The sequence below is a fragment of the Agrobacterium leguminum genome (genome assembly GCF_005144435.2).
GTDB classification, from domain to species: domain Bacteria; phylum Pseudomonadota; class Alphaproteobacteria; order Rhizobiales; family Rhizobiaceae; genus Agrobacterium; species Agrobacterium leguminum.
Genome location: NZ_CP120211.1, coordinates 2,163,959 through 2,190,404 on the forward strand (window position 1 = coordinate 2,163,959; position 26,446 = coordinate 2,190,404).

At 62.1% G+C, this 26,446-nt stretch carries 26 protein-coding genes; 13 read left to right on the top strand and 13 right to left on the bottom strand.

Going from position 1 to position 26,446, the window contains the following annotated elements:
- Positions 1-415: 415 nt before the first annotated feature.
- Positions 416-2,713 carry a hypothetical protein gene (locus CFBP4996_RS10605; protein ID WP_162935817.1) on the bottom strand — a complete coding sequence of 766 codons (2,298 nt, stop codon included), beginning with the start codon at positions 2,711-2,713 and terminating at the stop codon, positions 416-418.
- Between the two features lie 70 nt (positions 2,714-2,783).
- The gene (locus CFBP4996_RS10610) at positions 2,784-4,082 is read right to left on the bottom strand and encodes an adenylosuccinate synthase (protein WP_003522583.1); all 1,299 of its coding nucleotides are present in this window, start codon (positions 4,080-4,082) and stop codon (positions 2,784-2,786) included.
- Between the two features lie 241 nt (positions 4,083-4,323).
- Here CFBP4996_RS10610 and CFBP4996_RS10615 point away from each other — a divergent pair, with 241 nt between their 5' ends.
- A complete protein-coding gene (locus CFBP4996_RS10615) occupies positions 4,324-5,211 on the top strand; it encodes a DMT family transporter (RefSeq protein ID WP_003522584.1) in 888 nt (295 codons plus the stop codon).
- Between the two features lie 90 nt (positions 5,212-5,301).
- On the opposite strand, the gene CFBP4996_RS10620 is transcribed toward CFBP4996_RS10615, so the two are convergent.
- Entirely contained in the window at positions 5,302-5,835 is a 534-nt protein-coding gene (locus CFBP4996_RS10620) for a transglutaminase-like cysteine peptidase (protein ID WP_080850964.1), read from the bottom strand.
- A gap of 662 nt (positions 5,836-6,497) precedes the next feature.
- Here CFBP4996_RS10620 and CFBP4996_RS10625 point away from each other — a divergent pair.
- Entirely contained in the window at positions 6,498-7,082 is a 585-nt protein-coding gene (locus CFBP4996_RS10625) for a transglycosylase SLT domain-containing protein (protein ID WP_003522586.1), read from the top strand.
- 55 nt (positions 7,083-7,137) lie between these two features.
- Here the strand turns inward: CFBP4996_RS10625 and CFBP4996_RS10630 are convergent, their stop codons facing one another.
- From CFBP4996_RS10630 to CFBP4996_RS10650, 5 genes are all read right to left on the bottom strand, one after another.
- Complete coding sequence (locus CFBP4996_RS10630) at positions 7,138-7,752, bottom strand: alpha/beta hydrolase (protein ID WP_080853092.1); 615 nt, start codon at positions 7,750-7,752, stop codon at positions 7,138-7,140.
- Between the two features lie 254 nt (positions 7,753-8,006).
- Positions 8,007-8,951, bottom strand: a complete 945-nt coding sequence (locus CFBP4996_RS10635; RefSeq protein WP_020809730.1) for a VOC family protein — start codon at positions 8,949-8,951, stop codon at positions 8,007-8,009.
- 163 nt (positions 8,952-9,114) lie between these two features.
- Positions 9,115-10,191 (bottom strand): siderophore-interacting protein, encoded by a 1,077-nt coding sequence (locus CFBP4996_RS10640; protein ID WP_059754569.1) that lies wholly within the window; start codon positions 10,189-10,191, stop codon positions 9,115-9,117.
- A gap of 71 nt (positions 10,192-10,262) precedes the next feature.
- On the bottom strand, positions 10,263-10,976 hold the full coding sequence (gene ung / locus CFBP4996_RS10645; RefSeq protein WP_080850962.1) for a uracil-DNA glycosylase: 714 nt from the start codon (positions 10,974-10,976) through the stop codon (positions 10,263-10,265).
- Positions 10,977-10,999: 23 nt separating this feature from the next.
- On the bottom strand, positions 11,000-11,395 hold the full coding sequence (locus CFBP4996_RS10650; protein WP_080850959.1) for a VOC family protein: 396 nt from the start codon (positions 11,393-11,395) through the stop codon (positions 11,000-11,002).
- A 269-nt stretch (positions 11,396-11,664) separates the two neighbouring features.
- Here CFBP4996_RS10650 and CFBP4996_RS10655 point away from each other — a divergent pair, with 269 nt between their 5' ends.
- Positions 11,665-12,021 carry a YbaN family protein gene (locus CFBP4996_RS10655; protein ID WP_080850957.1) on the top strand — a complete coding sequence of 119 codons (357 nt, stop codon included), beginning with the start codon at positions 11,665-11,667 and terminating at the stop codon, positions 12,019-12,021.
- A 16-nt stretch (positions 12,022-12,037) separates the two neighbouring features.
- Here CFBP4996_RS10655 and CFBP4996_RS10660 read toward each other — a convergent pair whose 3' ends face one another.
- The 3 genes from CFBP4996_RS10660 to CFBP4996_RS10670 are packed head-to-tail and all read right to left on the bottom strand — an operon-like array spanning position 12,038 to position 14,795.
- Positions 12,038-12,820, bottom strand: a complete 783-nt coding sequence (locus CFBP4996_RS10660) for a heme ABC transporter ATP-binding protein (RefSeq protein ID WP_078051670.1) — start codon at positions 12,818-12,820, stop codon at positions 12,038-12,040.
- Positions 12,817-13,905, bottom strand: a complete 1,089-nt coding sequence (locus CFBP4996_RS10665; RefSeq protein WP_080850954.1) for a FecCD family ABC transporter permease — start codon at positions 13,903-13,905, stop codon at positions 12,817-12,819. Before CFBP4996_RS10665 ends, CFBP4996_RS10660 begins: the two co-directional genes overlap by 4 nt.
- Positions 13,902-14,795: a heme/hemin ABC transporter substrate-binding protein gene (locus CFBP4996_RS10670; protein WP_080853091.1), complete on the bottom strand. Its 894-nt coding sequence runs from the start codon at positions 14,793-14,795 to the stop codon at positions 13,902-13,904. The genes CFBP4996_RS10665 and CFBP4996_RS10670 overlap by 4 nt, the downstream gene beginning before the upstream one ends.
- Positions 14,796-14,982: 187 nt before the next feature.
- Here CFBP4996_RS10670 and hmuQ point away from each other — a divergent pair, with 187 nt between their 5' ends.
- The 4 genes from hmuQ to purU all read left to right on the top strand — a co-directional run bounded on the left by hmuQ (position 14,983) and on the right by purU (position 17,908).
- The gene (hmuQ, locus tag CFBP4996_RS10675) at positions 14,983-15,330 is read left to right on the top strand and encodes a heme-degrading protein HmuQ (protein WP_003522597.1); all 348 of its coding nucleotides are present in this window, start codon (positions 14,983-14,985) and stop codon (positions 15,328-15,330) included.
- Between the two features lie 9 nt (positions 15,331-15,339).
- Complete coding sequence (hutX, locus tag CFBP4996_RS10680) at positions 15,340-15,864, top strand: heme utilization cystosolic carrier protein HutX (RefSeq protein ID WP_080850952.1); 525 nt, start codon at positions 15,340-15,342, stop codon at positions 15,862-15,864.
- Positions 15,865-16,040: 176 nt separating this feature from the next.
- The gene (locus CFBP4996_RS10685) at positions 16,041-16,817 is read left to right on the top strand and encodes a YbaY family lipoprotein (protein WP_059754584.1); all 777 of its coding nucleotides are present in this window, start codon (positions 16,041-16,043) and stop codon (positions 16,815-16,817) included.
- A 206-nt stretch (positions 16,818-17,023) separates the two neighbouring features.
- Entirely contained in the window at positions 17,024-17,908 is an 885-nt protein-coding gene (purU, locus tag CFBP4996_RS10690; protein WP_080850951.1) for a formyltetrahydrofolate deformylase, read from the top strand.
- Positions 17,909-17,935: 27 nt separating this feature from the next.
- On the opposite strand, the gene CFBP4996_RS10695 is transcribed toward purU, so the two are convergent.
- Together CFBP4996_RS10695 and CFBP4996_RS10700 are read right to left on the bottom strand one after the other, a co-directional pair.
- The gene (locus tag CFBP4996_RS10695) at positions 17,936-19,327 is read right to left on the bottom strand and encodes a sensor histidine kinase (protein WP_080850949.1); all 1,392 of its coding nucleotides are present in this window, start codon (positions 19,325-19,327) and stop codon (positions 17,936-17,938) included.
- Positions 19,324-20,004, bottom strand: a complete 681-nt coding sequence (locus CFBP4996_RS10700) for a response regulator (RefSeq protein ID WP_003491888.1) — start codon at positions 20,002-20,004, stop codon at positions 19,324-19,326. Before CFBP4996_RS10700 ends, CFBP4996_RS10695 begins: the two co-directional genes overlap by 4 nt.
- Before the next feature lie 52 nt (positions 20,005-20,056).
- Between CFBP4996_RS10700 and CFBP4996_RS10705 the strand changes: the two genes are divergently transcribed.
- The 6 genes from CFBP4996_RS10705 to CFBP4996_RS10730 all read left to right on the top strand — a co-directional run bounded on the left by CFBP4996_RS10705 (position 20,057) and on the right by CFBP4996_RS10730 (position 26,279).
- Positions 20,057-21,154 carry an ABC transporter substrate-binding protein gene (locus CFBP4996_RS10705; protein WP_170988570.1) on the top strand — a complete coding sequence of 366 codons (1,098 nt, stop codon included), beginning with the start codon at positions 20,057-20,059 and terminating at the stop codon, positions 21,152-21,154.
- A 425-nt stretch (positions 21,155-21,579) separates the two neighbouring features.
- A complete protein-coding gene (locus tag CFBP4996_RS10710) occupies positions 21,580-22,524 on the top strand; it encodes a Bug family tripartite tricarboxylate transporter substrate binding protein (RefSeq protein ID WP_020809150.1) in 945 nt (314 codons plus the stop codon).
- Positions 22,521-23,015, top strand: coding sequence for a tripartite tricarboxylate transporter TctB family protein (locus CFBP4996_RS10715; RefSeq protein ID WP_003522604.1), 495 nt, complete (start codon positions 22,521-22,523; stop codon positions 23,013-23,015). Before CFBP4996_RS10710 ends, CFBP4996_RS10715 begins: the two co-directional genes overlap by 4 nt.
- Positions 23,016-23,121: 106 nt before the next feature.
- Complete coding sequence (locus CFBP4996_RS10720; RefSeq protein WP_020809148.1) at positions 23,122-24,639, top strand: tripartite tricarboxylate transporter permease; 1,518 nt, start codon at positions 23,122-23,124, stop codon at positions 24,637-24,639.
- A gap of 127 nt (positions 24,640-24,766) precedes the next feature.
- Positions 24,767-25,024: a hypothetical protein gene (locus CFBP4996_RS10725; RefSeq protein ID WP_003522606.1), complete on the top strand. Its 258-nt coding sequence runs from the start codon at positions 24,767-24,769 to the stop codon at positions 25,022-25,024.
- A gap of 316 nt (positions 25,025-25,340) precedes the next feature.
- Positions 25,341-26,279, top strand: coding sequence for a siderophore ABC transporter substrate-binding protein (locus tag CFBP4996_RS10730; protein WP_080850947.1), 939 nt, complete (start codon positions 25,341-25,343; stop codon positions 26,277-26,279).
- Positions 26,280-26,446: the final 167 nt, after the last annotated feature.

The window sequence follows — 26,446 nt, forward strand, 5'->3', positions numbered from 1 at the left end:
ATCATCCTCGGCCTCCGGCCGGGGATTTTTTATTTGTAAAAGGCGGGCGGGGAAATGCTCTGTCTCTGAGACCCACGATTGTGCTGGAGGAGAAGCGGTAGGGAAAATATCCGCGTTTCGGAGTATGCCGCTTACCCCCCTCTGCCCTGCCGGGCATCTCCCCCACAGGTGGGGAGATCGACTCGCGGCGAGGTTTCGCTTTTCTTGACAGTCGGAGATAGCGCAACGCAGCGCGTCTTGCCGATCTCCCCACCTGTGGGGGAGATGCCCGGCAGGGCAGAGGGGGGTGAGCCGCACCCACCCACATCACCAAAACCCATCACCCGACAAAGCAAAGACAACGCCACAGCCATTCCACAAGCACGTCGCCCTTTGCCATATAACAAAAAGGGCGGCCTGAGCCGCCCTTAAATCATCACTGCCCGGTCGCCGGCGTTGCCGCCGCCCATTCGCTGAGCGCCTTGTCGAAGGCGGCGATGCCGTCATTGCCCTTTTGCAGGGTCAGCAGCGCACGCCGGCCGTTGCGGTAGGAAACCGGGATGTCGATCCAGTTGCGGCTCTTCAGAAGCTCCAGATTGGTCTTCATCGCGTCCGGGAAGTCGTTGAGCGCGATCATGTGGAAATCGTCGGTGATCTTGGCCGGAACCGCGATCAGCGCGTTGCCGCGATCCTGCTCGGTGCTCTTCATCGCGATGCGCTGGACGCTGTCGATAGCGCCGCCTTCGAAGCCGGGCGAAACCGAGAAGACGATCTCGATCAGATGGCTGGCCGGCAGCGACGGATCGGTATTGCGCTTGAAGGTGATCAGCGCGCTGAGGCCACGGCCGGGAACGGTGATCTGGCCCTGCACGGTCGGAGAAGGCTTGCCCTCACCGTCGTTTTCCTGCTGCAGCGACCAGGAAACGCTGCCCTGAATGGCGGTCGGCACCGTCTGGCCCAGCACTTCCTCATAAAGGAACATGCGGTCGCCGGCAGCGGCGGCAGGCTGCTGCGCCGGCGGCGTGCCGGCAGGTGTTCCAGCGGGCGCACCGGCATTATTGGCCGGAGCCTCGCCCGCAGGCGGCGGCGCGACATTCTGCTCATAGACCGACTGGCCTTCGGCGGTGACCGGCTGGCCGTTCGCACCGGCGGCAGGTCCCTCGTCACGCTCGGTGCCGTCGGCCAGAAGCCGCTGGGTGAACTTGGTGCCGGTGACGGAGCCGTCATCGCCATGGGTCGGGGTCTGATGGTTGGTCGGGGTTGTCGGCTGCTGCCCCGTGGCGGGCGGCTGCTGGGTCGCCGGCGGTGTCGAGGTCTGCGCCTCACCCGTGCCGTTCGAAGCCGTCTGGCTGGTACCGCCGTTCTGTGCGGAACTGACCAGCCCGCCGACCATATCGTTCAGCGCATCGCGGTTCATCCACACGGCATAACCACCGCCGGCAAGCAGCGCCACGCCGACGAGGGCCAGCACCAGGGACGCATAATTGCGGCGCGGCTTCTTCTTGACCATATAGGCGGGCGTTGCGGCGGCAGCGCCCACGCCATTCGTTTCGCCCGAAGCCTGACGGGTGGAGGACGATGCGCCGTCATAACCGATCAGCTCGTCCAGATCGTCCCAGGGCGTGCGTTCCTTGTTGTCCTTTGCCGCTGCTGCCTGATCGCCGAAGAGATCGTTATCCGCGCGCGGCAGCGCCGGCGCGTCCTTGGCGGGAATGGCAATATCCGCATCCTGGAAATAGGACGAGAAATCCTCGACCACGGCCGCCTTTTTCGGAGCCTGCTCTTCCGGCTGATGATGGTCGTCAAAATCGTGCCGGCCGCCAAACGCCGGAGCATGCTCCACGGCGGCGGGGCCGAAATGGTCGTCCGTCTCGCGCCGCTCGTCCTTTTCGTAAGGGGCGGGCTCGAAACTTACTTCCGGCTCCTGGTAATGCTGCGCGGCATAACCGGCAACGAGCGGACGTTCGTCGGTCTCGTTGCGAACCTCTTCATATTCCTCGGCGGCCGGACGCACATCGTCGTCCTGCGCTTCGTCGAGCTTGCGCCAGTCATCCTCATCCACCGGCTGCGCCCAATGGGAGGGAACGGAATCATCGGCAGCGCCGAGCGCCGTTTCAGGCTCCGGCTGGTGAGCCGGCTCTTCATCCGCCCGTGTGAAATAGGTGCCGACGGCTTCGTCGGAGCCGTGTGCCGGGGCGGGAGCGGCATGAACCGTTTCCGGCGCATCATAAAGCTCTTCCGGCTCGCGGTCGCCGTGATGCTGCTCCTCATCGGCAGCGGTGTCAGCGTGCCGGGGCTCTTCCTCTTCGGCCGCGTCTTCGTAAGCCGGCTCCGATTGCGCGGGTTCAGCGGATGCGGGCTCTTCATAGGCCGGCTCGTGCCGCGCCTCTTCGCGGTCGGCATCCTCTGCCGGCTCGGCGGCGCGGGCCTCGTCTTCGTCGGCAGCATCCTGCTGGTAATAGGATGCCGCCGTCTCTTCCGCAGCGGGAGAGACAGCGTCATCATCCTCCAGCGCCGGAAGCGCCTCGGCATATTCGCTATCCACCTCGGCTATGGCAGCGTCCAGCTTGGCGATCTGCCGGCGCAACAATTCTTCCGGCGGACGTGGCTTCATATTCTCGAGTTGGCGCACAACCGCACTGCGCGCCTTGTCGTAAACCTTCGCCCGGTTTTCGGGAGTATTGTTCGCCAAGCCATCCACGGCCTTGCGAATGACTGCTACAAAATCCGCCATAAGCACTTTCTCGTCGTGACCGGCGACGTACCGGCCCGATATGGTTTATGAATCTAGATCGCCGAGGACATTAATCCTCAAACGGATCAGTCACAAGTATGGTGTCGTCACGCTCCGGACTTGTCGACAGAAGTGCGACAGGCGCCCCGATCAATTCCTCGACCTGACGGACATATTTGATTGCCTGAGCAGGCAAATCCGCCCATTTTCGGGCACCGACGGTAGATTCCTTCCAGCCTTCCAGCGTGACGTAGATCGGCTCGACGCGCGCCTGCGCGCCCTGGCTTGCCGGAAGATGGTCGATTTCCTGCCCGTCCAGCTTGTAGCCGACGCAGATTTTCAGCTCGTCGAGACCGTCAAGAACGTCAAGCTTGGTGAGCGCAATGCCGGTAATACCGTTGGTGGCGACTGACTGGCGCACCAGTGCCGCGTCAAACCAGCCGCAGCGGCGCTTGCGGCCGGTGACGGTGCCGAATTCGTGACCCTTTTCGCCGAGGAACTGGCCGATCTCATCGTTAAGCTCGGTCGGGAACGGACCTTCGCCAACGCGGGTGGTGTAAGCCTTGGTGATGCCGAGAATGTAACCCAGCGAACCCGGACCCATGCCCGAACCGGCGGCGGCCTGGCCGGCAACCGTGTTGGAAGACGTCACATAGGGGTATGTGCCATGGTCGATATCGAGCAGCGAGCCCTGAGCGCCCTCAAACAGGATGCGCGCACCGGCGCGGCGCTTCTTGTCGAGCAGCAGCCAGACGGTTTCGCTGAACGGCAGGATGCGCTCGGCAATCGAGCCCAGCTCTTCCATGATCGTCTCGTGCGAGACTTCGGTTGCACCGAAACCGCGACGAAGCGCATTGTGATGCGTCAGAATACGGTCGACCTTGGCGGAAAGCGCCTCCATGTCGGCGAGATCCATGACGCGGATGGCGCGGCGGCCAACCTTGTCTTCATAGGCCGGGCCGATGCCGCGGCGGGTGGTGCCGATCTTGGTGCCGCTGTTGGAGGCGGCGTCTTCGCGCATGCCGTCCAGCTCGCGGTGCAGCGAAAGAATGAGGGTGGCATTGTCGGCGATACGCAGGTTTTCCGGGGTAACCTTCACGCCCTGCGCTTCCAGACGGCCGATTTCGGCGATCAGCGCATGCGGATCGACCACGACGCCATTGCCGATGACGGCGAGCTTGCCGGGACGCACGACGCCGGACGGCAGAAGCGAAAGCTTGTAGCTGATGCCATCGATGACAAGCGTATGGCCGGCATTATGGCCGCCCTGATACCGCACGACGACATCTGCCCGCTCGGACAGCCAGTCGACAATCTTGCCTTTGCCTTCGTCGCCCCACTGCGAGCCGACCACCACAACATTCGTCATTTCTTGCTTTCCTGCTCATGGCGCTTGCGCGCCCGATAACCCGATGGGAAACCCAAACCCGCGAATGTATACTGTGTTGTTTTACGGAAAGCGACCCTGTTTCTTATGGAGAATTTTGCTTTTTCCGTGACAAGGCGCGGATTTCCCGCATTATCTCGCCCCGTGGGGGCCAAGCGCGGGCGCAAGACCGCCATTCACCCCTTAGCCGTTTTCCCGCCCCGTGAAGAAGCGAAACATCAGCGTGCCCTCCAAAGCCTATATCGCCCTCATCATCGCCACGCTCTGCTGGGGCGGCAACACCGTTGCCGGCAAGCTGGCCGTCGGCCACATCAGCCCCATGGCCTTCACCTTCCTGCGCTGGGTCTTCGCCGTCGCCATCATCTTCGCCATTTCCGTACCGCAGCTCATCAAGGACTGGCCGGTGGTGAAAAAACGCCTGCCCTATTTCCTCGTGCTCGGCAGCGTCGGTTATACCGCCTTCAACGTATTTCTCTACACGGCCCTGCAACACACCTCGGCCATCAACGCCGCCGTCATCCAGGCCGGCATTCCCATGGTCATCTTCGTGCTGAATTTCATGCTGTTCCGCACCCGCGTGCTGTTCGGCCAGATCGCCGGCTTCTGCCTCACCATCGCCGGCGTGGCGCTTCTCGCCTCGCATGGCGATCCGGTCTCGCTGCTGCAACTGGAAATGAATGTCGGCGACGCGATCATGCTGCTCGCCGTGCTGGTCTATGCCATCTACACCGTCATCCTGCGCTGGAAACCGGCGGTCGACTGGCGCACGCTGATGGCCATCCCCGCCTTCTTCGCCCTCGTTACCTCCGTGCCGCTGATCTTCTGGGAAATCTCACGCGAGAGCGTCGTCTGGCCGGACCAGAAGGGCTGGGTGCTGGTGGTCTATGCCGCCATTTTTGCCTCACTCGTCGCGCAGATTCTGTACATCAAGGGCGTTGAACAGATCGGCGCCAACCGCGCCGGCCTCTTCATCAACCTCGTGCCCGTCTTCGGCACCCTGCTATCGGTTATCGTGCTCAGCGAGACGCTGCACACCTATCAGATCGTCGCTCTCATCATGGCGCTGGCGGGCATTGCCGTCGCGGAACGAAAAAAATCGCCGGCTTCCTGAACCAACAGGGTCAGGAAAACCGGCGCAGTCTGGCAGGCATGAAAGAATGGAGCATCGGACCGAAAATCTTTCCGATGCTCGAACGAAAGGTCAGAGCGCGGTTTCGCGCTCGGCCGGAGAAAAGACGGCGTTGCCAAGGACGATATCGCCCTTGTCGGTGGTGACGATCAGCACTTTTTCGAGCGATCCGTCATTGTTCAGCGAAAAGGCAAGGCGCAGCGCGCTGGAAGACCAGCCGGCGCCGGCAAGGGCCGTGCGCTTGATGGCGGCGCAGTCACCGCAATCGCCAAGGCTCAACGACGGCGTTGCCGGAACATCGGTTGCAAAACCGGAGAAATAATCGTCGAGCGCGCCCATGGTGGCGTTCACATCGCGGTTGACGCGCAGCAGTTCCTCGCGGCGCTCACCGGTCAGCGGCGCGGCGATGGTGGAGACGCATTGGCCGGCGGAAAGAACGCAGCCGTCGAAACCGCCCGGCGCGGAAACACCGATCTGCGTCACCGCAGACTTCTCGACGGCGGCAAAACCGCGGGCAAAACCGGCAGCGCCAGCCGCGTCGGCATGATTGGACATGGAAGCAACGGCAATTCCGCAGATGGCGGCAGCAATAATCTTCTTCAGCATTTCATACCCCGTTTGCGATCCGCCGGCTTGTGCCGGTCTCGATTTCTGTTTTGTGGAGCGTCTCTTTCAAAGGCCGCTCCCCGTCTGTGATCCCACAATGGCACAGCACTGTTTTCAGCCGCTTTAAGCCGATTGCTACAATTTTATCGGTTTTCATTTTTGTACAGCGGACGCTTTTTTTCGAATATGCGCCGACACCGTCACCGCGAATTCCGCGGCAACGTTGGGAAGCGATATAGGGGCCGCATCGCTGCGGGGGTATCAAAGGGTATTGCAGGGTTTGCAGACGATGCGGCCCCGGCTTGAAACATATGACCCGCCCGCCAAACCGGTTTCTGTTTGGAGGATGGGCATATGCCGGCCGCCTCAACCGTGACATCGGGAAACTCCCCGGTTTCGGCCGCCTGCCCCGCCCACCTTGCGCCGCGCGCACGCCTGATGACCGGGATGAGCCAAGTATAGCCGGGCCGGCGGGACCGTGGACGTGCGGGGATGAACGCTTCTTAAAAAAGGCGCCCGGGAGGCGGCCCTGCCCCATCCCGGCCACAGGAATTTTCAGCGGGTTAACGGCCGGCCGATCGGCGGCATTTGAATTAACCTTGTCTTAAAACCCGACGTTAATGGTTAGCAATTTAAGAATAGCGGAACGAAAGGGTTCCGTTATGCGTGGCGTATTTGCCGTTGTTTTTCTGATGCTCGTTCTGGCCGGCTGCGCCACCGCACCGTCGCAGGTGACCAATGCCTGTGCGATTTTCGAGCAGCGGAACGGCATCTTCAACAATTGGCGGCGCGATGCGAAAGCGGCCGAGCGCGAATTCGGCGTGCCCGTGCCCGTCATGATGGCGACGATCTATACCGAATCCGCCTTCCGCCCCTATGCGCGGCCGCCGCGCACCAAGCTTCTCGGCTTCATTCCCTGGACACGCCAGTCGAGCGCGTATGGTTATGCACAGGCGCTGGACGGCACATGGAGCGTTTACCAGCGTGAAACCGGCCGCTGGTCGGCAAGCCGCACCGATTTCACCGATGCCATCCACTTCGTCGGCTGGTATCACGCCAAGAGCCGGCGCGAAAACGGCATTTCGCTGAACGACCCCTATAATCTCTACCTCGCCTATTATTCCGGCCATGCCGGTTATGCGAAGGGCAGCTGGCGCAACAATTCCGCGGTCCAGAAGGCCGCCCGCCGCTCCGCCAACATGGCGCTGCGTTACGAGGCGCAGCTGCAGCAATGCGGATATCGCTGAGGCAAAAGCACAGGCGAATGCCGGCTTTAAAAGCCGGCATAGCGCAGACATCCAGCTAAGCGTTATAAGACGCCAGGAAACCCCTGACCGCATCGATCTCGCCGGAGCGGATTTCATGTCCGCCCGGATGCCACACGGTTTCCACCGTGCCGCCCTGCGCCTTGAGGCTCTGTTCCAGCGCCTTCGTCAGCGGCACGGGGCAGATCGGATCGCGCTCGCCGGCCGTGATCAACACCCGGCGCGAGGCTTTGGCGGGGGAGATTTTCGGTTCGAACGGGATGAGCGGATGCATCAGCACCGCCGCATCGAAAAGCCCGGGTTCTTCGATGAGCACATTGGCGAGAATATTCGCACCATTGGAAAAACCGAGACCGATCACAGGACCGGCCTGATAATGCTCCCGGTTCGCCCTGATGAAGTCCGCCATCTTGACGGTCGCCCGTTGAAGGTCGGCCATGTCGTAGACGCCCTCTCCCGTGCGCCGGAAAAACCGCGCCGCGCCATGTTCGGAGACATCGCCGACGGGTGAGAGAATGGTCGCCTCAGGCAGCAGGCGCGAGCCGAAATCGAAGAACTGGTTTTCATCGCCGCCGGTGCCGTGCAGCAAAACGAAAAGCGGTGCACCGGCAGCGCCGACGCGGGATTTGTGGAAATAGCTGTCCCTGGTCATGGGAGGGTCCTTTCTGAAAGGAAGAGGTTCAACGGCTTCCGCAAGGTCTCTTCGGCCAAGCGGAGCAATCATATGGAGCGAACGGACGCGGCTTGTTTCTTCTCCCCGAGGGGGAGAAGTCCGCGGCAGCGGGATGAGGGGGCAAGCTCTCCGAAATCCGGCAACGTTACCCCCTCATCCGACCCTTCGGGCCACCTTCTCCCCGGCGGGGAGAAGAAGCAGGTCGCAACGTCCCGCTAAACGCTATCGAGCGGTTAAACCGCCTTCTCGTCCCCCAGCGGCTCCAGATGCTCTTCAAGCACGGAGCGCAGATGCGCGTGCTGGGTCGGCAGCTTCAGCGCCTCGCCGAGATGGGCGGTGTCCTCGTCGCGGTCGAAACCGGGCTCGTTGGTGGCCACTTCGAACAGCACGCCGCCCGGCGTGCGGAAATAGATCGCCCAGAAATAATCGCGGTCGATCACCGGTGTCACCTGATAGCCGGTATCCATCAGCGCCTTGCGCACCTCCAGCTGCTTTTCACGGTTTTCGACCGCAAAGGCGATGTGGTGCACGGACCCCGCACCCAGCCGCGCGCCAGAAATATTCGGCATGGTTTCGATGTCGATAAAGTCGGCACCGTTGCCGCCGGGAATACCGAGGCGCAGAACGCCATCCTGACGGTCCACTTCCTGATAGCCCATGAATTTCAAAAGCTCGGCCGTCGCACCTTCATCGCGAAGTCGCAGCGAGGCGCCCTGAAAACCATGGATCGCCTGATCCGCGCCGACGCCATTGCCGATCCATTGCGCACGGTTGTCGTCCCTGACCTCGACCAGCGCAAAACCGTCGCCATCGGGACCTGCGAAATGCAGGCGCTTGTTGCCGAAGGCTTCATCGGCCTTCAGGCCATCCACGCCGGCCTTCGAAAGCCGGTCCTGCCAGTAGCCGAGCGATCCTTCCGGAACGGAAAACAGCGTCGTACCCACTTCGCCGGTGCCGGGACGGCCGCGGGCGATATGCGGGAACGGAAAATAGGTCATGACGGAGCCGGGCGTGCCGACCTCATCGCCATAATAGAGATGATAGACGTCAGGCGCGTCGAAATTGACCGTCTTTTTCACCCGGCGCAGGCCGAGCGTATCGGTGAAAAAACTGTTGTTCTGGCGCGCGCTCGCCGCCATGGACGTGACGTGGTGCAGGCCCTTGATCTGGTTGAGCATGATAAACCCCTTTTGCCTGGCGGGCCTCACGGTTGGGGCCTGCCCTGTTCATGGCGTAAAGATGGGGTAACAGCGCTCTCAGGCATAGAGAGGACAACGGGAACGGATTGTTCCCGAATGATGAACGATAAAACCGACTGTTCAACGAGCCCGATAGGGCAGCTCAATGATCGTCGGCGACGCCCAGGGTCCAGTAGCCGACGGCGCGCAGCGATGCTTTCGGGAAAGCGATCTCGTCGGTAAGGAAGGATTTTGCCGCCCTCGCCTCGGATTTTTCGCAGGCGACAAAGACGTGCAGGCCGTCATGATCCGCGCTCCAGCCATGGTCGCGCAGCGCCTTTTCGATGAGGCCGGATGTGCCGGCGGGCTTGCCGCGGCGATAAAGCCATGTCCACTCGACATTTGCCGCGCAGACGATCTCCTGCCGTTCGGCTTCATCGTCGATCTCCGCATAGACGCTGAGCTTTTTCCCGGCCGGCATTTCGGCGGCCATGCGCAGCATCACCGGCAGCGCCGTTTCATCACCGGCAAAGACATAACGCTCGGCTTCCGGGCAGACACCGCTCGGGCCGATGATGCCGAGAACATCGCCGGGCTTCGCCGTCGCGCCGAAGGTCGCGCCCGGCATGTGGTCGCCCTCATGCATGACGAAATCGATATCGACTTCACCGCGCGCGATATCGCCGGAACGGATGGTGTAGACACGCCGTGTGAGAAGATCGTCGCCCGCCGGCCAGACGATGGCCCCGGTGGGCGCAAGATAAGGCCAGACCGGCGCGCGGGCCTGATCCGGCACCAGAAGCAGGCGCACATGCATGCCGCCGGTCAGCAGCCTTTCGATGCCGCTTTCGACGGAAACCACCAGCCGGCGCATATGCGGCGTCAGATTATAGGCGCGGGCAACCTTGCCGACGAAGAGATTGGGCAGCTCACGCTGTTGCGCGCCATGGCCGCTCCAGCGGAAATCCAGCCCCGTCTCGCCGGAGAATTCGACGATATGCTCGGCCACCATCGCCTTTACCGACATCAATATATGTTCGGAAATGCAGCTCACCCTTGCGGCGAAACGGCCGCCCTCGGCGCTGAAGCTGCCATGGCCGTATTCCGTCTTGAACCGCACCGTAGCACCTTCGCGTTCCATCTCCATATGCTCGGAAAAATGATCCTCGAAAGCATCGACGATCGACAGCGGATCGGGCAGCGAGACGGAGGTTTCGGCAGACAGGAGAGACACGGGCATAATCCTTCACTTTGCAGTCCGGTTATCTTTAATCCCGACAACCGCAAAGCGTAAAGGTATTTTATGAGTGTCTAGAGAAGGTTTTTGTCGCTTCCCACCGTTTCCGGCAATTGCCAGTCGATCGGCTGGCGGCCATGGGAGGCGAGAAAGGCGTTTGCCTTGGAAAAATGGCCATTGCCGAAAAAGCCGTTATGGGCCGAAAGCGGAGACGGATGCGGCGAGCGCAGCACGAGGTGCTTGCGCTGGTCCACGAAGGCCGCCTTCTTCTGGGCATAGGAACCCCAGAGCAGGAAGACGACATGGTCGCATTCGTCGTTGACGGCGCGAATGACGGCGTCGGTGAACCTTTCCCAGCCCTGCCCCTGATGCGAGGCGGCGCGGGATTCTTCCACCGTCAGCACGCTGTTGAGCAGAAGCACGCCCTGTTTCGCCCAGCTTTCCAGAAAACCATGACCCACCGGGCGAATGCCGAGATCGCTCTGCAATTCCTTGTAGATATTGACGAGCGAAGGCGGAATGCGCACGCCGGGCTGGACGGAAAAGCACAACCCATGCGCCTGACCGAGCCCGTGATAGGGGTCCTGGCCTAAAATGACGACCTTGACCTCATCGAGAGGCGTGAGATCCAGCGCCCGGAAATATTCCGCACCCCTGGGGAAGATGCGCTTGCCGGCGGTCTTTTCGGCAAGCAGGAACTCTTTCAGCTTGAGCATGTAGGGGCTGGCGAATTCGCCGGAAAGAACGCGTTTCCAGCTATCCTCGAGTTTGACGCCTGCCTCTGCCATGCCCGCCTCTCCCATAATCGCGCTTATTTGAACCGGTTGCCGCGTTGCAGCACTTCGATCTTGTAACCGTCCGGATCGCAGATGAAAAAGTATTTCGCGAAAGGCTGGCCCTTATAATCGGCTTCGATGATTTTTCCGGGGGAAAGGCCGATCTCGGTGAAGCGCTGATGCTCGTCATCCACATCGGCCACGCTGACCGCGAGGTGACCATAACCGTCGCCCAGCGCATAGGGCACTTCGCGACCCCGGTTGACGGTCAGTTCCAGCTCGAAATCGCCCTCGGCATTGCTGAGATAGATCAGCGTGAAGTTTTCGAACTCGGCGCGTTCCGCAACCTCAAGCCCGAAAGCCTGTTTGTAAAATTCCACCGAACGCTTTTCGTCCAGCACCCGGACCATCGAGTGGATCAGCTTGGCCATGGTGTTTTCCTTCTTCTTCTTAACCTTTGACGGCCCGGTTATGCTCCGGGCATCGCGGCCCAAGGGGATAAAGACTGCGTGCTTCGCTTTCAACCCTAAAGGCGCTTTTAGACCGACGGGCCAAACGCCGATCACGATAAATGTGATGGAGAAAACCTCTGCTTCGCCCCGTGCGGCAAGGCTCTGCGACAAGGGCCTGCGGCAACAGGGCTCACAGATTTCATGCCGCCGCTCTATCATGAGTAGAGAACTCATGATACCGGCTAGGCATGCGCCTTTTATACCTCTGTCTTGGCTGGCTTATGGTCGCGACCGGCATTGTCGGCGCGTTTCTTCCCGTTTTGCCCACCACGCCGTTCCTGCTTCTGGCGCTCTGGTGTTTTTCCCGCTCCTCGCCAAAACTCGAGGCATGGCTGCTGGCCCACCCCAGATTCGGCCCTTCGCTGCGGCGATGGCGCGAACGCGGCGCAATCGCCCGCAATGCCAAGGTCGCAGCGCTTTCTGCCATGTCCGTCAGTTACGCCGCTTTCTGGTTTCTGAGCGAGCCGCCGCCGCTGCGGGCCACCATCGTCGCCGCCGTCATGCTCGGCTCCGCGCTCTTCATCGCCACCCGGCCGGAAAGCTGAGGCGAAGGACAGGTCCTTAACGGTGGCGCGACTGCGGCAGCACGTAAGGAATATGCCGCGCCGGCAGCCGGCCGACGACACCGCCAATGCCATAGACCCTTGCAATCGTCTCGTCGCTGATCGTTTCCAGCGAGGGGCCGCTCGCCGTCACCCGGCCACCATGCATGACGATAAGTTGATCGGCAAATTCCGCCGCAAGGTTGAGGTCGTGCAGGATGGCGAGCACCAGCCCGCCGCCGCTTGCAAAGTCGCGCGCCGTTTCCAGCACGGCGATCTGGTGGCCGATATCGAGACTTGCGGTGGGCTCATCAAGGAAGAGCGCCCGTGCCTCGCCATTTTCCATCGGGTTCGGCACCTGCGCCAGCGCCCGGGCAAACTGCACCCGCTGCTGTTCGCCGCCGGAGAGCATGTTGTAGGACCGCTGCTCGAAACCGCGTAGCCCGGCCTTGGCGAGCGCGCGGCGTGCCTGCTCTTCCGGCGCGCGCGACCCCTGTGCGACAGCCCCCATCCGCACGATTTCGAGCGCGGTGAAGGGGAAAGCAAGCTGGGTGCTCTGCGGCAGCACGGCCCTGAGGCGGGCGAGCTGGACCGGTGTGAAGGCCGGCAGGTCGATGTCGTTATAGGTCACCGAACCGCCCTCGGCGCGCATCTCGCCCGAGAGAACCTTCATCAGCGTGGATTTGCCCGCACCGTTGGGGCCAATGATGACATTGACCTTGCCGGGCTTCAGATCGACGCTGACCGCATCGAGAAGCCGGCGGCCGGAGCGGATGAGGGTGAGGTTTTCGGCCCGGATCATGACATGTTCCGCATGGAAAAGCCGCCGCGTCCCAATAGCAGGAACAGGAAGACCGGCGCACCGATGAGCGCCGTGACGACGCCGATGGGCAGTTCCGCCGGTGACGCGACAGTGCGGGCGAAACTATCGGCCAGAAGCAGAAGCGCCGCCCCGCCAAGTGCGGAGGCCGGCAGCAGGAAGCGGTGCGACGGACCGATGGCGAGCCGCAGAAGATGCGGCACGACGATGCCGACAAAACCGATGGAGCCAGCAGCCGCCACGCTTGCCCCGCAGGCGGCGGCAACCGCCAGAATGACGATCCGCTTCAGCCGCTGCACCGGAATGCCCATGTGAAAGGCGGCGGCATCGCCGAGAATGAGCGCATCCAGCCCACGCGCGACGAAGGGAATGATGGCGAGCACGATGACGATGAAGGGCAAGGTGGCGAGCACCTTGGCGGGCGTGGCCCCGCCGAGCGAACCGAGCGACCAGAAGGTAATGTCGCGCAGCGCCCGGTCATCGGCCATGAAAATCATCAGCCCCATCAGCGCAGCGCTGATCGCCGCCACCGCAATCCCGGCCAGAATGAGCGTGGTGGTGGAGGTGGCGCCATCCTTCGTCGCGATCAGGTAGAGCACCCAGGTGTTCAGCAACCCGCCGAAAAACGCCATCAGCGGCAGAAAATGCGGGCCGAAAAACACGGCGACGGTGGCAAGCGCGCCTTCCCCGAGAGAAATGGCCGCGACCGCGAACAGCGCCGCACCCGAGGTGACGCCGACAATGCCGGGATCGGCCAGCGGATTGCGGAACAGGCCCTGCATCATCGCCCCCGAAACGGCAAGCCCCGCGCCGATCAACATGCCGAGCGCCGTGCGCGGCAGACGAACCGCCTCGAGAATGACCCTGTCGCGCGCATCGAGCTGATCGGCACCGCCGGTGAAATAAGCCCAGAGTTCGGACATGCCGACGCCCGTGGGTCCGCTGACAAGCGATACACCACAGGCAAACAGCAGGATGCCGACGAGCACGGCGAGGGTGACGACCCCCTGGCGGGATCTGTCGCCCGCAACCCTGCCTTCAGCGGAACTCAAGGCGGCAAGGCTCACGGCTTCACCACCTCAGGATAGAGCTTAGCTGCCAGCTCGCGGCCCGCAGCGGGCGTGCGCGGGCCAAAACCGATGAGATAAAGCCCATCCATGCTGATGAGCGCCTTGCTGGCGGCGGCAGGCGTGGACTGGAAGGCCGGCAGCGCGAAGATCTCTTCCGCCTTTGCGGCATGATCGCCGCGCGCCATGGTCAGCACCAAATCGGGTGCTGCGGCAATGACCGCCTCATCCGTCAGCGGCTTGTAACCATTGATCTCCTGCGCCGCATTGATGCCGCCCGCCATTTCGATGATCGCGGCCGCTTCGGTATCCTTGCCCGCCGCCATGATGCGGCCACCGGCGGTGGAAAGCACGAAGAGAACCCGCTTCCTGCCCTTTTCCGGCACGGCGGCGACATCCTTGGCGAGCGCATCGAGCCCGGCCTTGGTCTCGGCAGCCAGCGCATTCGCCTTGTCGGAAAGACCCACCGCCGCGCCGATATCCTCGATCTTTTTGGGGATGGCGTCGCCGCTCGGCGGCGTATCGACGGTGACGAAAGGCACCGCACTTGCCTTCAGGATGGCGATGACATCGGCCGGGCCGGACCCGTCTTCGGAGAGGATGAGATCGGGCTTCTGCGACAGGATGCCTTCGGACGAAAGCGCCCGCATGTAACCGATATCCGGCTTGGCAAATGCATCGGCCGGATAGCTGCTGGTGCTGTCACGCGCAACGACGCGGTCTCCTGCGCCCAGCGCATAAAGGATTTCGGTGACCGTGCCGCCAACCGCGACGATGCGTTTCGCTTCCGGATTGCCCTTGTCCGAAGCCATGGCGGCAGGTGCGGCAAAGGCGATTGCGGCGGGCACGAGGGCGGCGAAAACGAAGGAACGAAGGCGGGAATTCAACATGGCGCTATCCTGAAACACGACCCGGCGCGGCTTAGCCCGCGCCATTTAATCTTGAGTTCTTTACACATGTTTATGGGCGGCGCAATCGATAAGTGGAGTAAATTTGTTCGCTTTGTCGTGAACCCCTTTCCAACCTCCCTGCGGCTGGATATCCTGACTCAAACTGGAAACTTAAAGGGAGAATTTCATGTTTATCGCAATGAACCGCTTTCGCGTCGTGCCGGGTTATGAGGAAACCTTCGAATCCATCTGGCGCGAGCGCAAATCGCATCTGAGCGAATTGCCGGGTTACATCGAATTTCACATGCTGAAAGGCCCGAAGGCGGATGACCACACGCTTTATGCCTCGCACACCGTCTGGGCCACCAAGGACGATTTCCTCGCCTGGACGAAATCCGAACAGTTCCGCGCCGCCCACGCCAAGGCCGGCGAAAACCGCGGCAAGGTGGAATATCTCTCCGGCCCGCATTTCGAAGGCTTCGACGTCATCATCCATGAAGACAAGAATGGCGAACGCCGTTCGATTGCCGCCTGAGGCCGCGCGATGAGCATTGCAGCCCAAAAGACCGACGACGACAGGCAGGCCCGCGCCGCCGCTGCGCTCGCCGAAAAGCCCGATGGCATCGTGGAGGCCATCGCCGCCAAGGCCGAGGTGACGCCGGCCGAAATTCTGGCGATCCTGCCGGAAGGTGCCGCCGTTTCCGCTGCCGCCGACCGCTTCGACGCCATCTGGAACGAGATGCGCGGCTGGGGCGAAGTCCTGATGATCGTACAGACCGGCGATATCGTGTTCGAAGTGCCGGGCCACCTGCCGGAAGGCAGCGAAAGCCACGGCTGGTTCAACATCCATGGCGACAGCCCCATCGGCGGTCACATCAAGAAGGACAATTGCGCCGGCATCACCTTCGTCGATCGCGGCTTCCACGGCCGTCGCTCCTGTTCCGTCTGGTTCATGAACGACGCCGGCAGCGCCATGTTCAAGATTTTCGTCCGCCGCGACGAGAACAAGGAACTGCTGGCCGGGCAACTGGCGAAGTTCGAAGCGCTGCGGGACGGTTTCCGCGGCTGATACCCGTGGGGAGGCTGCCAACTGCCTCCCCACTGCTTTCATAATCGCACGCGTCATCATTCGCCCGGGACCTCTCCGGCTCACGCGTGAGAAAACAACCACCGGTTCATCGCCCGTTCAGTGCCGTTTTTTATCATCCGCTGAAATTTGATCGGCACCAGCACGGAGCAAGCACCATGACCGACCGCCAACCTCTTCTTTCGCGCCGCAGTTTCGCCGGGCTTGTTGCGCTTGCGCCGCTTTTTGCAGCGGGCGGCGCGGCTGCCGCACCGGCAAGCCTGCGCGGCAGCGTTTCCTATCGCGAGCGCATCGCCCTGCCGCCGGGCGCAACCGTTACAGTGCGCCTGATCGACGTTTCGCTGGCGGATGCGCCGTCGCAGACAATTGCCGAAACCACCATTCGCCCGCGTGGCCAGGTGCCGGTGCCCTTCGTGCTGCGTTATGATGACCGCGACATCCGTGGCCGCCGCTCCTATGCGCTGAGCGCCGAAATCCGCGACCGCGACCGGCTGCTCTTCACCACCACCCGCCGTTATTCGGTGCTGACCGGCGGTCGCGACGATACCGATCTGGTACTGGAGCGCGTCGGCGCGGGTCCGGGCCGGCCGGAGCCGGAAGCCGGTATCGATGGGCGCTGGCTGGTGCAGGACATCCGTGGCGAGCGGGTTCGCGGCCGTCGTCAGGCGACGCTGGAAATTACCCGCGAGGGCCGCGTTTCCGGCAATGCCGGTTGCAACGGCATCGGCGGCGAGGTGAAGATCAGCCGCAACCGCGTCGATTTCGGCCGGATGATTTCCACCCAGATGGCCTGCGCGCCTGACATCATGCGCCAGGAACGGCAGTTTATCGAAGCGCTGGAGGGCGCCCGTTCCTTCAGGCTGGAGCCGCGCCGCGGCACGCTCGAACTGCTCGACGGCCGCGGCCGCACGGCGATGCGCCTGCGCCGCGCCTGAGGCCGGCAACGGCCCACAGAAACAGCTGGCGTCGCTGTGCTGGCCATGGAACATTCCATGTCGCTTCCGGCACGGCGCGCTGCCCTTTCCCGCCCTATGACTTTGGCTGCGTTCGTCTTGACGCTTTGCTCCGCCGCGGAGCTGCGCTATGGAACGCGCCGAACTGCGCCGGTTGATGCCGGCGCGACGTCTTTGAGGGAAAACGAATGACATCCTATGTTCTGACCGTAGCCTGCAAATCGACCCGTGGCATTGTGGCTGCGATTTCCGGTTATCTGGCGGAAAAAGGCTGCAACATCGTCGACAGTTCGCAGTTCGACGACCTCGAGACCGGCAAGTTCTTCATGCGCGTCTCCTTCATCTCCGAGGAAGGCGCCACCCTTGAGGCCATCACCGGCGGCTTCAAGCCGGTGGCAGAAAAATTCGGCATGGAGGCGGATATCTATCCGGACGGCCAGCGCATGAAGACGCTGTTGATGGTCTCCCGTTTCGGCCATTGCCTCAACGACCTGCTCTATCGCTGGAAGATCGGCGCATTGCCGATCGACATCGTCGGCGTCGTCTCCAATCATTTCGATTACCAGAAAGTCGTCGTCAACCACGACATTCCCTTCCACCACATCAAGGTGACGAAGGAGAATAAACCCAAAGCCGAAGCCCAGCTGATGGACCTGATCGAGACCAGCGGCACGGAACTCGTCGTGCTGGCGCGCTACATGCAGGTTCTGTCCGACGATATGTGCCGGAAGATGTCGGGCAAAATCATCAACATCCACCATTCCTTCCTGCCCTCCTTCAAGGGCGCCAACCCTTACAAGCAGGCCTATGAGCGCGGTGTGAAGCTGATTGGCGCGACGGCCCATTATGTCACCGCCGATCTCGACGAAGGCCCGATCATCGAGCAGGACACGGTGCGCATCACCCACGCGCAATCGGCCGACGATTATGTCTCGCTCGGCCGCGATGTGGAAAGCCAGGTACTGGCCCGCGCCATCCACGCCCATATCCACCACCGCACCTTCATCAACGGCAACCGCACTGTCGTCTTCCCACCAAGCCCGGGAAGTTATGCTTCCGAGCGGATGGGGTAAGCACCGGCGGTCTGGGCAACACTATCCTTAGGCGTCCCCCCTCCCACCGAACACCACCCGCGCCCTCAGCCCACGCCCCTCCGCGCCATCCTCCAGTGTCAGCCGCCCGCCGAACAGCCCGGCGATCTCTTCGATGATGGCAAGGCCGAGGCCGGCGCCGGGGGCGGCGTTGGCTTCGCCGCGGGCGAAGCGCTGGCGCACCATGGCGCGTTTTTCCGGCGGAATGCCGGGGCCGTTATCCTCGACTTCCAGCCAGACGGCGCCCGTCTCCCTGCCGACACGCACGGTGACTTCCGCCCCGCGCCCAGCATAGTTGATGGCGTTGGAAACGAGATTGCCGATCAGTTCCCCGATGAGGAGCGGTTCGGCGAGAATGGTCGCCTCGCCCTCGCCTTCGAAACCGAGATCGATGCCGGCCTCCGCCGCGCGCGGCACGAAATCGGCCGTCACATTCTGCGCCACCGCCACAAGATCGATCGCGGAAAAATCATGCTTTTCGCTCGAACCGGCAGCATCGATATTGGCCATGCGCAGCAGCTGCGCGAGGATATGTTCGGCATGGGCCACGGACGCCCCGCCCTTCAGCGCCGCCGCCTGCGCTTCCTCTAAACTTCCCGCACGGGCTGAAAGCGCAAGCTGGGTGCTGATGATGGCGAGCGGCGTGCGCAGCTGGTGGCTGGCATTGCCGGTGAAATGGCGGAGGGCATCGAGCGCCGATTGCAGCCGCACCATGAAGGAATTGACCGTTTCCACCAGGTTTTCCACCTCCACCGGCACGGATTGGCGGATGGGGTGCAGGTCGTTCGGGCTGCGCTCGGCAATCGCTTCGCTGAGCCGGTAAAGCGGGCGCAGCGAAATCGTCACCGCGATCCAGACGATGATCGCCGCCCCGACGATCATCAACAGCAGGCGCAGCGCAGAGCGCAGGATGATCGCCTGCGCCAGCTGGCTGCGGGCAATGGTGGTTTCGGCGACCGTTACGGAAAAAGGTACGGAATTGATGCCGGTGGAAGCGAAACGGCGGATGGCGGCGATGCGGATCGGTTCATCGCGGAACACGGCATCGCGATAGGCGGGGGTATCACCCTTCGGGTTCTCCACCGTCGGCAGGTTCTGGTAACCGGTGAGGAATTGCCCGTTCGGCCCGTCGACACGGTAAAACACCCGGTCCTGTGCGGCCGATGTCAGCATTTCCAGCGCGACATAGGGAATGTCCACTTCCAGCGAGCCGTCTTCTGCCACCACCACCCGCTCGGCGATGGCAAGTGCAGAACCGGAAAGCACCCGGTCGGAGACGACATTGGCGGTATTGACCGCCTCGCGCCATGTATCGGTCAGCGCAACACAGCCGATAATGGCGGTGGAGATGAGAAGCCAGCCTAAAAGTCGCCGCCTGAGCGAATAGGCGGCCTGTCTCATTCAGCCATCTCCGGCAGCTTTTCGAGATAATAACCGATGCCGCGCGCCGTCTTCACCGTCAGCCCGTGGGGCGCGAGCCGCTTGCGCAGGCGGCTGACATATTGCTCGATGGCATTGGCGGAAATATCGTCGTCGAAGCCGGTCAGCGACTGCACGATGGCTTCCTTGGCGACGACCTTGCCAGCCCGCATGAACAGCACTTCGAGCAGCGCCACCTCGCGCGCCGGAATATCGAGCGGGCGCCCATCCGCGGAAAAGGTGCGGGAATTGAGATCGAAAAGCACCTTGCCGAAACTCAGCGCCGAGGAGCGCAGACCGGCATTGCGGCGCAGCAGCACCCGCACCCTCGCCTCGAATTCGGTGATGTCGAAAGGCTTGATCATGTAGTCGTCAGCGCCAAGATCGAGCCCCTTGACCTTTTCCTCTGGCGTGCCGCGCGCCGTCAGGATCAGCACCGCCGCCTTGTCCTGGCGCGAGCGCATGGAGCGCAGCACCTCGATACCGTCCATTTCCGGCAGGTTGAGATCGAGAATGACCAGATCGAAACTTTCCGCCGCAATCGCCGCATCGGCGGAAGCGCCATCGGACACCACATCCACGGCATAACCGCTGCCGCGCAGAAGCGCCGACAGCCCCTCCGACAGCACCTGATTGTCCTCGACCAGCAAAATACGCAAATCTTCCCTCCCACAGCATTGCCGAGTTTAACCAGACCCTTACCGCTTGTGAATGGCCAGCGCCTGCTGCATGATCTTTTCCATGCGTATCTGCTTTCTCCTCTGTCTCTGTCTTTGCACGGCCTCGCCAGCGCTTGCGCAAGTCGCCATCTTTCCGGCACCCTCCGGCAAGGCGGATGCCGAGACGCTGGTGGTCTATTCCTCGCTGGATGAGCCGCTTGCAACGCCGATGATCGAGGGTTTCCAGAAGGCCAATCCCGATATCGCCGTCCATTATGAGGATATGCTGACCGGCGAGATTTACGACCGCATCGTCAAAGAAACCGATGCGGGCAAAAAAACCGCCGATTTCGCCTTTTCCTCCGCCATGGATTTGCAGGTGAAACTGAGCAATGACGGTTATGCCCAGCGTTCCGACCTCGCCATGAGCGCCCGCTGGCCGGCCTGGGCGAACTGGCGCAACACCGCCTATGCGCTGACCTTCGAGCCGGCGGTTTTCGTTTATCACAAGCCGAGCTTCACCACCGAAGAACCGCCAGCCAGCCGCGCCGAATTCGTCGATTATCTCGAACGCCACGCCAAGGAGGTGCATGGCCGCATCGCCACTTACGACATCGAACGCTCCGGCGTCGGTTTCCTGTTCATGTCGCGCGATCAGGAGCAGTTCGGCGATATATGGAACGTCATCAAGGCCATGGGTGCGGCGGGCGTGAAGGTCTATTCCACCTCCTCGGCCATTCTCGAGCGCGTCTCCGACGGGCGCTTCGTGCTGGGCTACAATATTCTCGGCTCCTATGCGGCCGACTGGGCCTCGCGCCACCCCGATGTCGGCATCGTGCTGCCGAAAGACTATACCGTCGTCATGTCGCGCATCGGTCTGGTGCCGGAAGCCGCCGCCAACCCGGCGCTCGGCCGCCGTTATCTGGAATTCTTCATGTCGAAGGAGGGCCAGACGATCATGGCCCGGCAGTTGCAGATCCCGGCCGTCAGCCCGGAAGTGGCGGGCGAAAACACCGCCAACACCATGCAGGCCATCCACGGCGCACAATTGCGCCCGGTCCCCGTCAGCCCCGGCTTGATGGTCTATCTGGATCAGGTCAAGCGCAGCCGCCTGATCGAGCGCTGGAACGAGGCGTTGCGGTCGCAGTAGGTTCCCCCCTTCATTCCTGTGCTCGTCACAGGAATCTAGCCAGCCCAAGTCCTTGGGCTGAAAGGACTCTTCTCGCCGCGCAGACGCGCGTCGGCTGGATTCCTGTGACAAGCACAGGAATGAGGGTGTGAAGCAAGCTTCAAAGGCGCAAAACAAGGCCATCCCACACGCCACAGTAGACGCCCGACACAAATTAATAGAGAGTAAATGCGCAAGGACTTGCGTAGCGTCAGTTAGATGACAGCTTTCTGTGATGCTCTGCAATTCTTCTTCATTCCGTGGAGGCGGAAGAAGATGCGGGAGGAAATCCAGGATTGCCAAGGCCCCACGCTGAGCATTCAGCGCCGGCGCAGACGCGTCCGAAAAGCCCCCCGCATAAACGAAAAACGACGCCCAAAAAGGGCATCCTGAGGAGGGTTTTCCAAGTGAAGCATTTTCTTATCGGCACATTCCTGGCGGGCGTGATCGCGCTTCCGGCGGTTGCAGCGGATTACACCATCATCGCCCCGGCCAATCCCGGCGGCGGCTGGGACCAGACCGCGCGCTCCCTGCAGACCGTGCTGCAGGAAGAAGGCATTTCCAAGAGCGTTCAGGTGCAGAACGTACCGGGCGCCGGCGGCACCATCGGTCTTGCGCAGTTCGCCAGCCAGCAGAAGGGCAACCCGAACGCCCTCATTGTCGGCGGTTACGTGATGGTCGGCGCGATCCTCACCAACAACGCGCCCGTCACGCTCAAGGAAGTAACGCCGATCGCCCGTCTGACCGGCGAATATGAAGCCATCGTCGTTCCGGCGTCCTCGCCGCTGAAGACCATTGGCGACCTCGTCGACCAGCTCAAGAAGGACCCGGGCAGCGTTTCCTGGGGCGGCGGCTCCGCCGGCGGCACCGACCATATCGCCGTTGGCCTGATCGCCAAGGCGGCTGGCGTCGATCCGACCAAGATCAACTACATCGCTTATTCCGGCGGCGGCGAAGCGCTTGCCTCGATCCTCGGCTCGCAGGTGACGGCCGGTATTTCGAGCTACGGCGAATTCGAAAGCCAGGTAAAGGCCGGCACGCTGCGCCTGCTCGCGGTCTCCAGCGAAGAGAAGCTGGAAGGCGTCGATGCGCCGACGTTGAAGGAAAGCGGCCTTGATGTCGTCGTCCAGAACTGGCGCATGGTCGCTGCTCCTCCCGGCCTGACGCCGGAACAGGAAAAGGCCGTCAATGCCGACATCGAAAAGCTGGTGAAGTCCGCCAAGTGGCAGGAAACCCTGAAGACCAAGAGCTGGATGGACACCTATCTCGCCGGTGACGAATTCAAGGCGCAGCTCGCCAAGGATACCGACGCCACCGCCGCCATCCTCAAAGACATCGGACTGGTAAAATGAGCCAGGGTTCCAACCCTTCGCAGCATCAAAAGCGCCGCCCTGACTGGGCGGCGCTGGCGATCGCCATCTTCCTCGTCATCATCGCCTGCGTGATCTTCTGGGACAGCGCCCGTCTCGCCAGCGTCACCGGTTATTCGCCGGTCGGCCCGGCAACCGTGCCTTATGCCATCGGCTTCTGTCTCGTCGGCCTGGCGCTGTGGACGGCCATCGAAGCCTGGCGCGGCGATTTTCCCGAACGCGACAAACAGGAAATCGCCCCGGTTATCTGGGTCGTCGCCGGCCTTGCCGCGCAGATGTTGCTGCTCAACGTCGCGGGTTTCTCCATTGCCACCGGCCTGCTTTTCGCCTTTACGGCGCGCGCCTTCGGCAAACGCAAGCTCTGGTATTCGATCCCCATCGGCATCGCCCTGAGCTTCTTCATCTGGTTCATCTTCGCGCGGCTGCTGCAGCTTTCACTGCCCGCCGGGCCTCTGGAACGGCTGCTCTTCTAACAGCCATTCCGACCAAAATTCGAGATCACAGGAACAATTGGCGCGCGATGACGCAAAAGCCAGTCGTTCCGCCCGCCCATCGGGTCCACTTGGGGGACATCTGTCCATGAGTACCTTTGAATTCCTGCTGCACGGTCTTGAGGTTGCCGCACAACCCATGAACCTGCTCTATGCGCTGATCGGCGTCACGCTCGGCACCGCCGTCGGCGTTCTGCCCGGCATCGGACCTGCGCTGACCGTGGCGCTGCTTCTGCCCGTTACCTATAGGCTCGATCCCGCCGGTTCGCTCATCATGTTCGCCGGCATCTATTATGGCGGCATGTATGGCGGCTCGACCACCTCGATCCTGCTCAACACGCCGGGCGAAAGCGCCTCGATCGTGACCGCGCTCGAAGGCAACAAGATGGCCCGCAAGGGCAGAGGCGGTCCGGCCCTTGCCACCGCCGCCATCGGCTCCTTCGTCGCCGGCCTCATCGCCACCATCGCGCTCGCCTTCATCGCGCCCTATATCGTCAAGCTGGCGCTGGTCTTCGGCCCGCGTGAATATTTCGCGCTGATGGTGCTCGCCTTCGTCACCGTTTCCTCCGCCTTCGGGGATTCGGCGCTGCGCGGCCTTACCTCGCTGTTCATCGGCTTTGCCCTTGCCATCGTCGGCATCGACCAGCTGACCGGCCAGACCCGCATGAGCTTCGGCATTCCCGACCTGCTCGACGGCGTGGAAGTGACGACGCTTGCGGTGGCCATGTTCGCCATCGGCGAAACGCTGTTCATCGTCGCTCAGGGCAGCACCGGCCCGGACAAGGTCGAAGCCGTGAAAGGCTCCGTCTGGATGAGCGCGCAGGACTGGGCACGCTCCTGGAAAGCGTGGCTGCGCGGCACGCTGATCGGCTTCCCCATCGGCGCCATGCCGGCGGGCGGTGCTGAAATCGGCACCTTCCTGTCCTATGCCACCGAAAAGAAGCTGACCAAATATCCGGAAGAATTCGGCCATGGCGCCATCGAAGGTGTCGCCGGTCCGGAAGCCGCCAACAATGCCTCCGCCGCCGGTACGCTGGTGCCGCTCTTGACGCTCGGCCTGCCCACGACGGCGACCGCCGCCATCATGCTCGCCGGCTTCCAGCAATATGGCCTTCAGCCCGGCCCGCTGCTGTTCGCTACCAATCCGCAGCTCGTCTGGGGCCTGATCGCCAGCCTGTTCATCGCCAACCTGATGCTGCTGGTTCTGAACCTGCCGCTCGTCGGCCTGTGGGTGAAGCTGCTGACCATTCCGAAGCCCTGGCTTTATGCCGGCATCCTGCTGTTTGCGACGCTCGGTACCATCGGCGCCAACCCGTCGGTCTTCGAACTCGGCATGCTGCTCGCCTTCGGTATCCTTGGCTATATCATGCGCATCTTCGGTTATCCGATTGCGCCTGCGGTCGTTGGTCTCATCCTCGGCCCGCTTGCGGAACAGCAGCTGCGCCGCGCTCTTGCCATCGGCCAGGGCGACCCGACGGTGCTGTTCACCTCGCCGATTGCCGTTGGCCTCTTCATCGTGGCAGCCGCCGCCTTCATCATCCCGCTCATCATGCGTATCCGCGGCCGTGGCGAGGTGCTGACGCAGCTTGCCGCCAACGAGGACTGAGAAACCAGGAACCTCCCAAGGCAACTGGCCCCGTATCTTCGGATGCGGGGCCTTTTTTATTCGCGCCAACGGGATGTGTGATGCACGCACGCCCATGATAGAATTGAGCCAACCGTAGGAGAAAAACATGCGCACGATTGCGATCATGATGGTTCTGGCGCTTGCCGGCTGCACCACCGCCCCCGATGTCGAGCCCATTCCCGGCAGCATCACCTATGGCGGACAGCCTCGCACCAAACTGACCAAATCCCCCATCGGCAGCACGCTCAGCAATGAATTCGTGATGGGCGACGGGCGGCTGGCGATCGAAACCTACCGCGTGCAACCGGATCGGTCGCTGAAACTGGAGAGGCGCGAAATCGTCGGCGACTGGCCGCCGGATTGAGACGTGCGGATACAGACCGGGTTAGCGACGTGTGCGAAAACGGTGCTTCCGTCATCCTCGGCCTTGTGCCGAGGATCTGCGACCTATCGATTTGTTCAACGTGATTAGATCCTCGGCACAAGGCCGAGGATGACGTCCGGACAGATTGCAGGCCATGCTTTTCCACCCACACATTTCCCGCTCACCGCAATTCAGAACCGTTCTAAAACATAATTTTGATTTCCGCCGACCTTGCCAATAAAGCTGATCATCAACATCAAGTTAACCCGGTGGGATCGTTTCCGCCGGCTCGGAACATAGTGCAAGGGACATATAAGTGGCCATCAACTTCACCTTCCCCCTTCGGCTGCTGGCGGCAGCGGCCTTCAGCCTCGGCGCGATGACGGCAAGTGCCGAAGAAATGACGATCAAGCACGCGCAGGGCGAGACCGTGCTGAAGGCGGCGCCGAAGAAGGTTCTGGTTCTCGATATTCCCTCGCTCGACAATCTCGATGCGCTCGGCGTCGAGCCCGCCGGTGTCGTCGGCTCCAACCTGCCCACCTATCTGCAGAAATATGCCGACGGCAAATATCTGAAGGTCGGCACGCTGTTTGAGCCCGATTATGAGGCGATCAATGCGGCAGAGGCCGATCTCGTCATCGTCGGCGGACGTTCGCGGGCGAAATATCCGGACGTTTCGAAGATCACACCCGCCATCGACATGTCGGTGGATTCCAAGGAATTCATCAGTAGCGTCAAAGCCAACATCACCAAGCTCGGCGATATCTTCGGCAAGCAGGAAGAAGCCAAGAAGCTCGACGCCGCCATCGATGAAAAAGTGGCGAAGCTGAAGGAAATCGCGCCCAATTCCGGCACGGCGATGATCCTCGTCACCAATGCCGGCAAGGTCGGCGTTTATGGCCCGAGCTCTCGCACCGGCTGGCTGCACACCGAAATCGGCTTCAAGCCGGTCGCCGCCGACATCGACGACCGTTTCGACCGCGGCGATGTCGTCTCCTTCGAATATCTGGCCGAGGTCAACCCCGAATGGCTGTTCGTGATCGACCGCGATGCCGGCATCGGCCGCGCCACCGATCCGGGCAAGGCGGCCGCGCAGGTGCTGGATAACGAACTGGTGCACCAGACCAATGCCTGGAAGAAAAAGCAGATCGTTTATCTCGATCCGCAGGCGGCCTATATCGTCAGCAGCGGTTATACGGCGCTCTCCACCCTACTCGATCAGGTCTACAAGGCCGTCTCCGAGAAGAAGTCGTAAAGACTGCCGGGCATCCGATCCTGAAGGCTGCTCCACACCCGACGTCATCCTCGGGCTTAACCCGAGGATCCATCGCGCGTCAGGTTGTGGATCCTCGGGTCAAGCCCGAGGATGACAAAGGAGAGGTCGGACACCTGTTTCGACAGCCTGCCAAGCCACCGGGAGCT

Excerpts from the sequence above, each read along its gene's own strand:
- CFBP4996_RS10605 (WP_162935817.1), bottom strand. The coding sequence starts at position 2,713 with ATGGCGGATTTTGTAGCAGTCATTCGCAAGGCCGTGGATGGCTTGGCG.
- CFBP4996_RS10610 (WP_003522583.1), bottom strand. The coding sequence starts at position 4,082 with ATGACGAATGTTGTGGTGGTCGGCTCGCAGTGGGGCGACGAAGGCAAA.
- CFBP4996_RS10620 (WP_080850964.1), bottom strand. The coding sequence starts at position 5,835 with ATGCTGAAGAAGATTATTGCTGCCGCCATCTGCGGAATTGCCGTTGCT.
- CFBP4996_RS10625 (WP_003522586.1), top strand. The coding sequence starts at position 6,498 with ATGCGTGGCGTATTTGCCGTTGTTTTTCTGATGCTCGTTCTGGCCGGC.
- CFBP4996_RS10630 (WP_080853092.1), bottom strand. The coding sequence starts at position 7,752 with ATGACCAGGGACAGCTATTTCCACAAATCCCGCGTCGGCGCTGCCGGT.
- CFBP4996_RS10635 (WP_020809730.1), bottom strand. The coding sequence starts at position 8,951 with ATGCTCAACCAGATCAAGGGCCTGCACCACGTCACGTCCATGGCGGCG.
- CFBP4996_RS10640 (WP_059754569.1), bottom strand. The coding sequence starts at position 10,191 with ATGCCCGTGTCTCTCCTGTCTGCCGAAACCTCCGTCTCGCTGCCCGAT.
- ung (WP_080850962.1), bottom strand. The coding sequence starts at position 10,976 with ATGGCAGAGGCAGGCGTCAAACTCGAGGATAGCTGGAAACGCGTTCTT.
- CFBP4996_RS10650 (WP_080850959.1), bottom strand. The coding sequence starts at position 11,395 with ATGGCCAAGCTGATCCACTCGATGGTCCGGGTGCTGGACGAAAAGCGT.
- CFBP4996_RS10655 (WP_080850957.1), top strand. The coding sequence starts at position 11,665 with ATGCGCCTTTTATACCTCTGTCTTGGCTGGCTTATGGTCGCGACCGGC.
- CFBP4996_RS10660 (WP_078051670.1), bottom strand. The coding sequence starts at position 12,820 with ATGATCCGGGCCGAAAACCTCACCCTCATCCGCTCCGGCCGCCGGCTT.
- CFBP4996_RS10670 (WP_080853091.1), bottom strand. The coding sequence starts at position 14,795 with ATGTTGAATTCCCGCCTTCGTTCCTTCGTTTTCGCCGCCCTCGTGCCC.
- hmuQ (WP_003522597.1), top strand. The coding sequence starts at position 14,983 with ATGTTTATCGCAATGAACCGCTTTCGCGTCGTGCCGGGTTATGAGGAA.
- hutX (WP_080850952.1), top strand. The coding sequence starts at position 15,340 with ATGAGCATTGCAGCCCAAAAGACCGACGACGACAGGCAGGCCCGCGCC.
- CFBP4996_RS10685 (WP_059754584.1), top strand. The coding sequence starts at position 16,041 with ATGACCGACCGCCAACCTCTTCTTTCGCGCCGCAGTTTCGCCGGGCTT.
- purU (WP_080850951.1), top strand. The coding sequence starts at position 17,024 with ATGACATCCTATGTTCTGACCGTAGCCTGCAAATCGACCCGTGGCATT.
- CFBP4996_RS10695 (WP_080850949.1), bottom strand. The coding sequence starts at position 19,327 with ATGAGACAGGCCGCCTATTCGCTCAGGCGGCGACTTTTAGGCTGGCTT.
- CFBP4996_RS10705 (WP_170988570.1), top strand. The coding sequence starts at position 20,057 with ATGGCCAGCGCCTGCTGCATGATCTTTTCCATGCGTATCTGCTTTCTC.
- CFBP4996_RS10715 (WP_003522604.1), top strand. The coding sequence starts at position 22,521 with ATGAGCCAGGGTTCCAACCCTTCGCAGCATCAAAAGCGCCGCCCTGAC.
- CFBP4996_RS10720 (WP_020809148.1), top strand. The coding sequence starts at position 23,122 with ATGAGTACCTTTGAATTCCTGCTGCACGGTCTTGAGGTTGCCGCACAA.
- CFBP4996_RS10725 (WP_003522606.1), top strand. The coding sequence starts at position 24,767 with ATGCGCACGATTGCGATCATGATGGTTCTGGCGCTTGCCGGCTGCACC.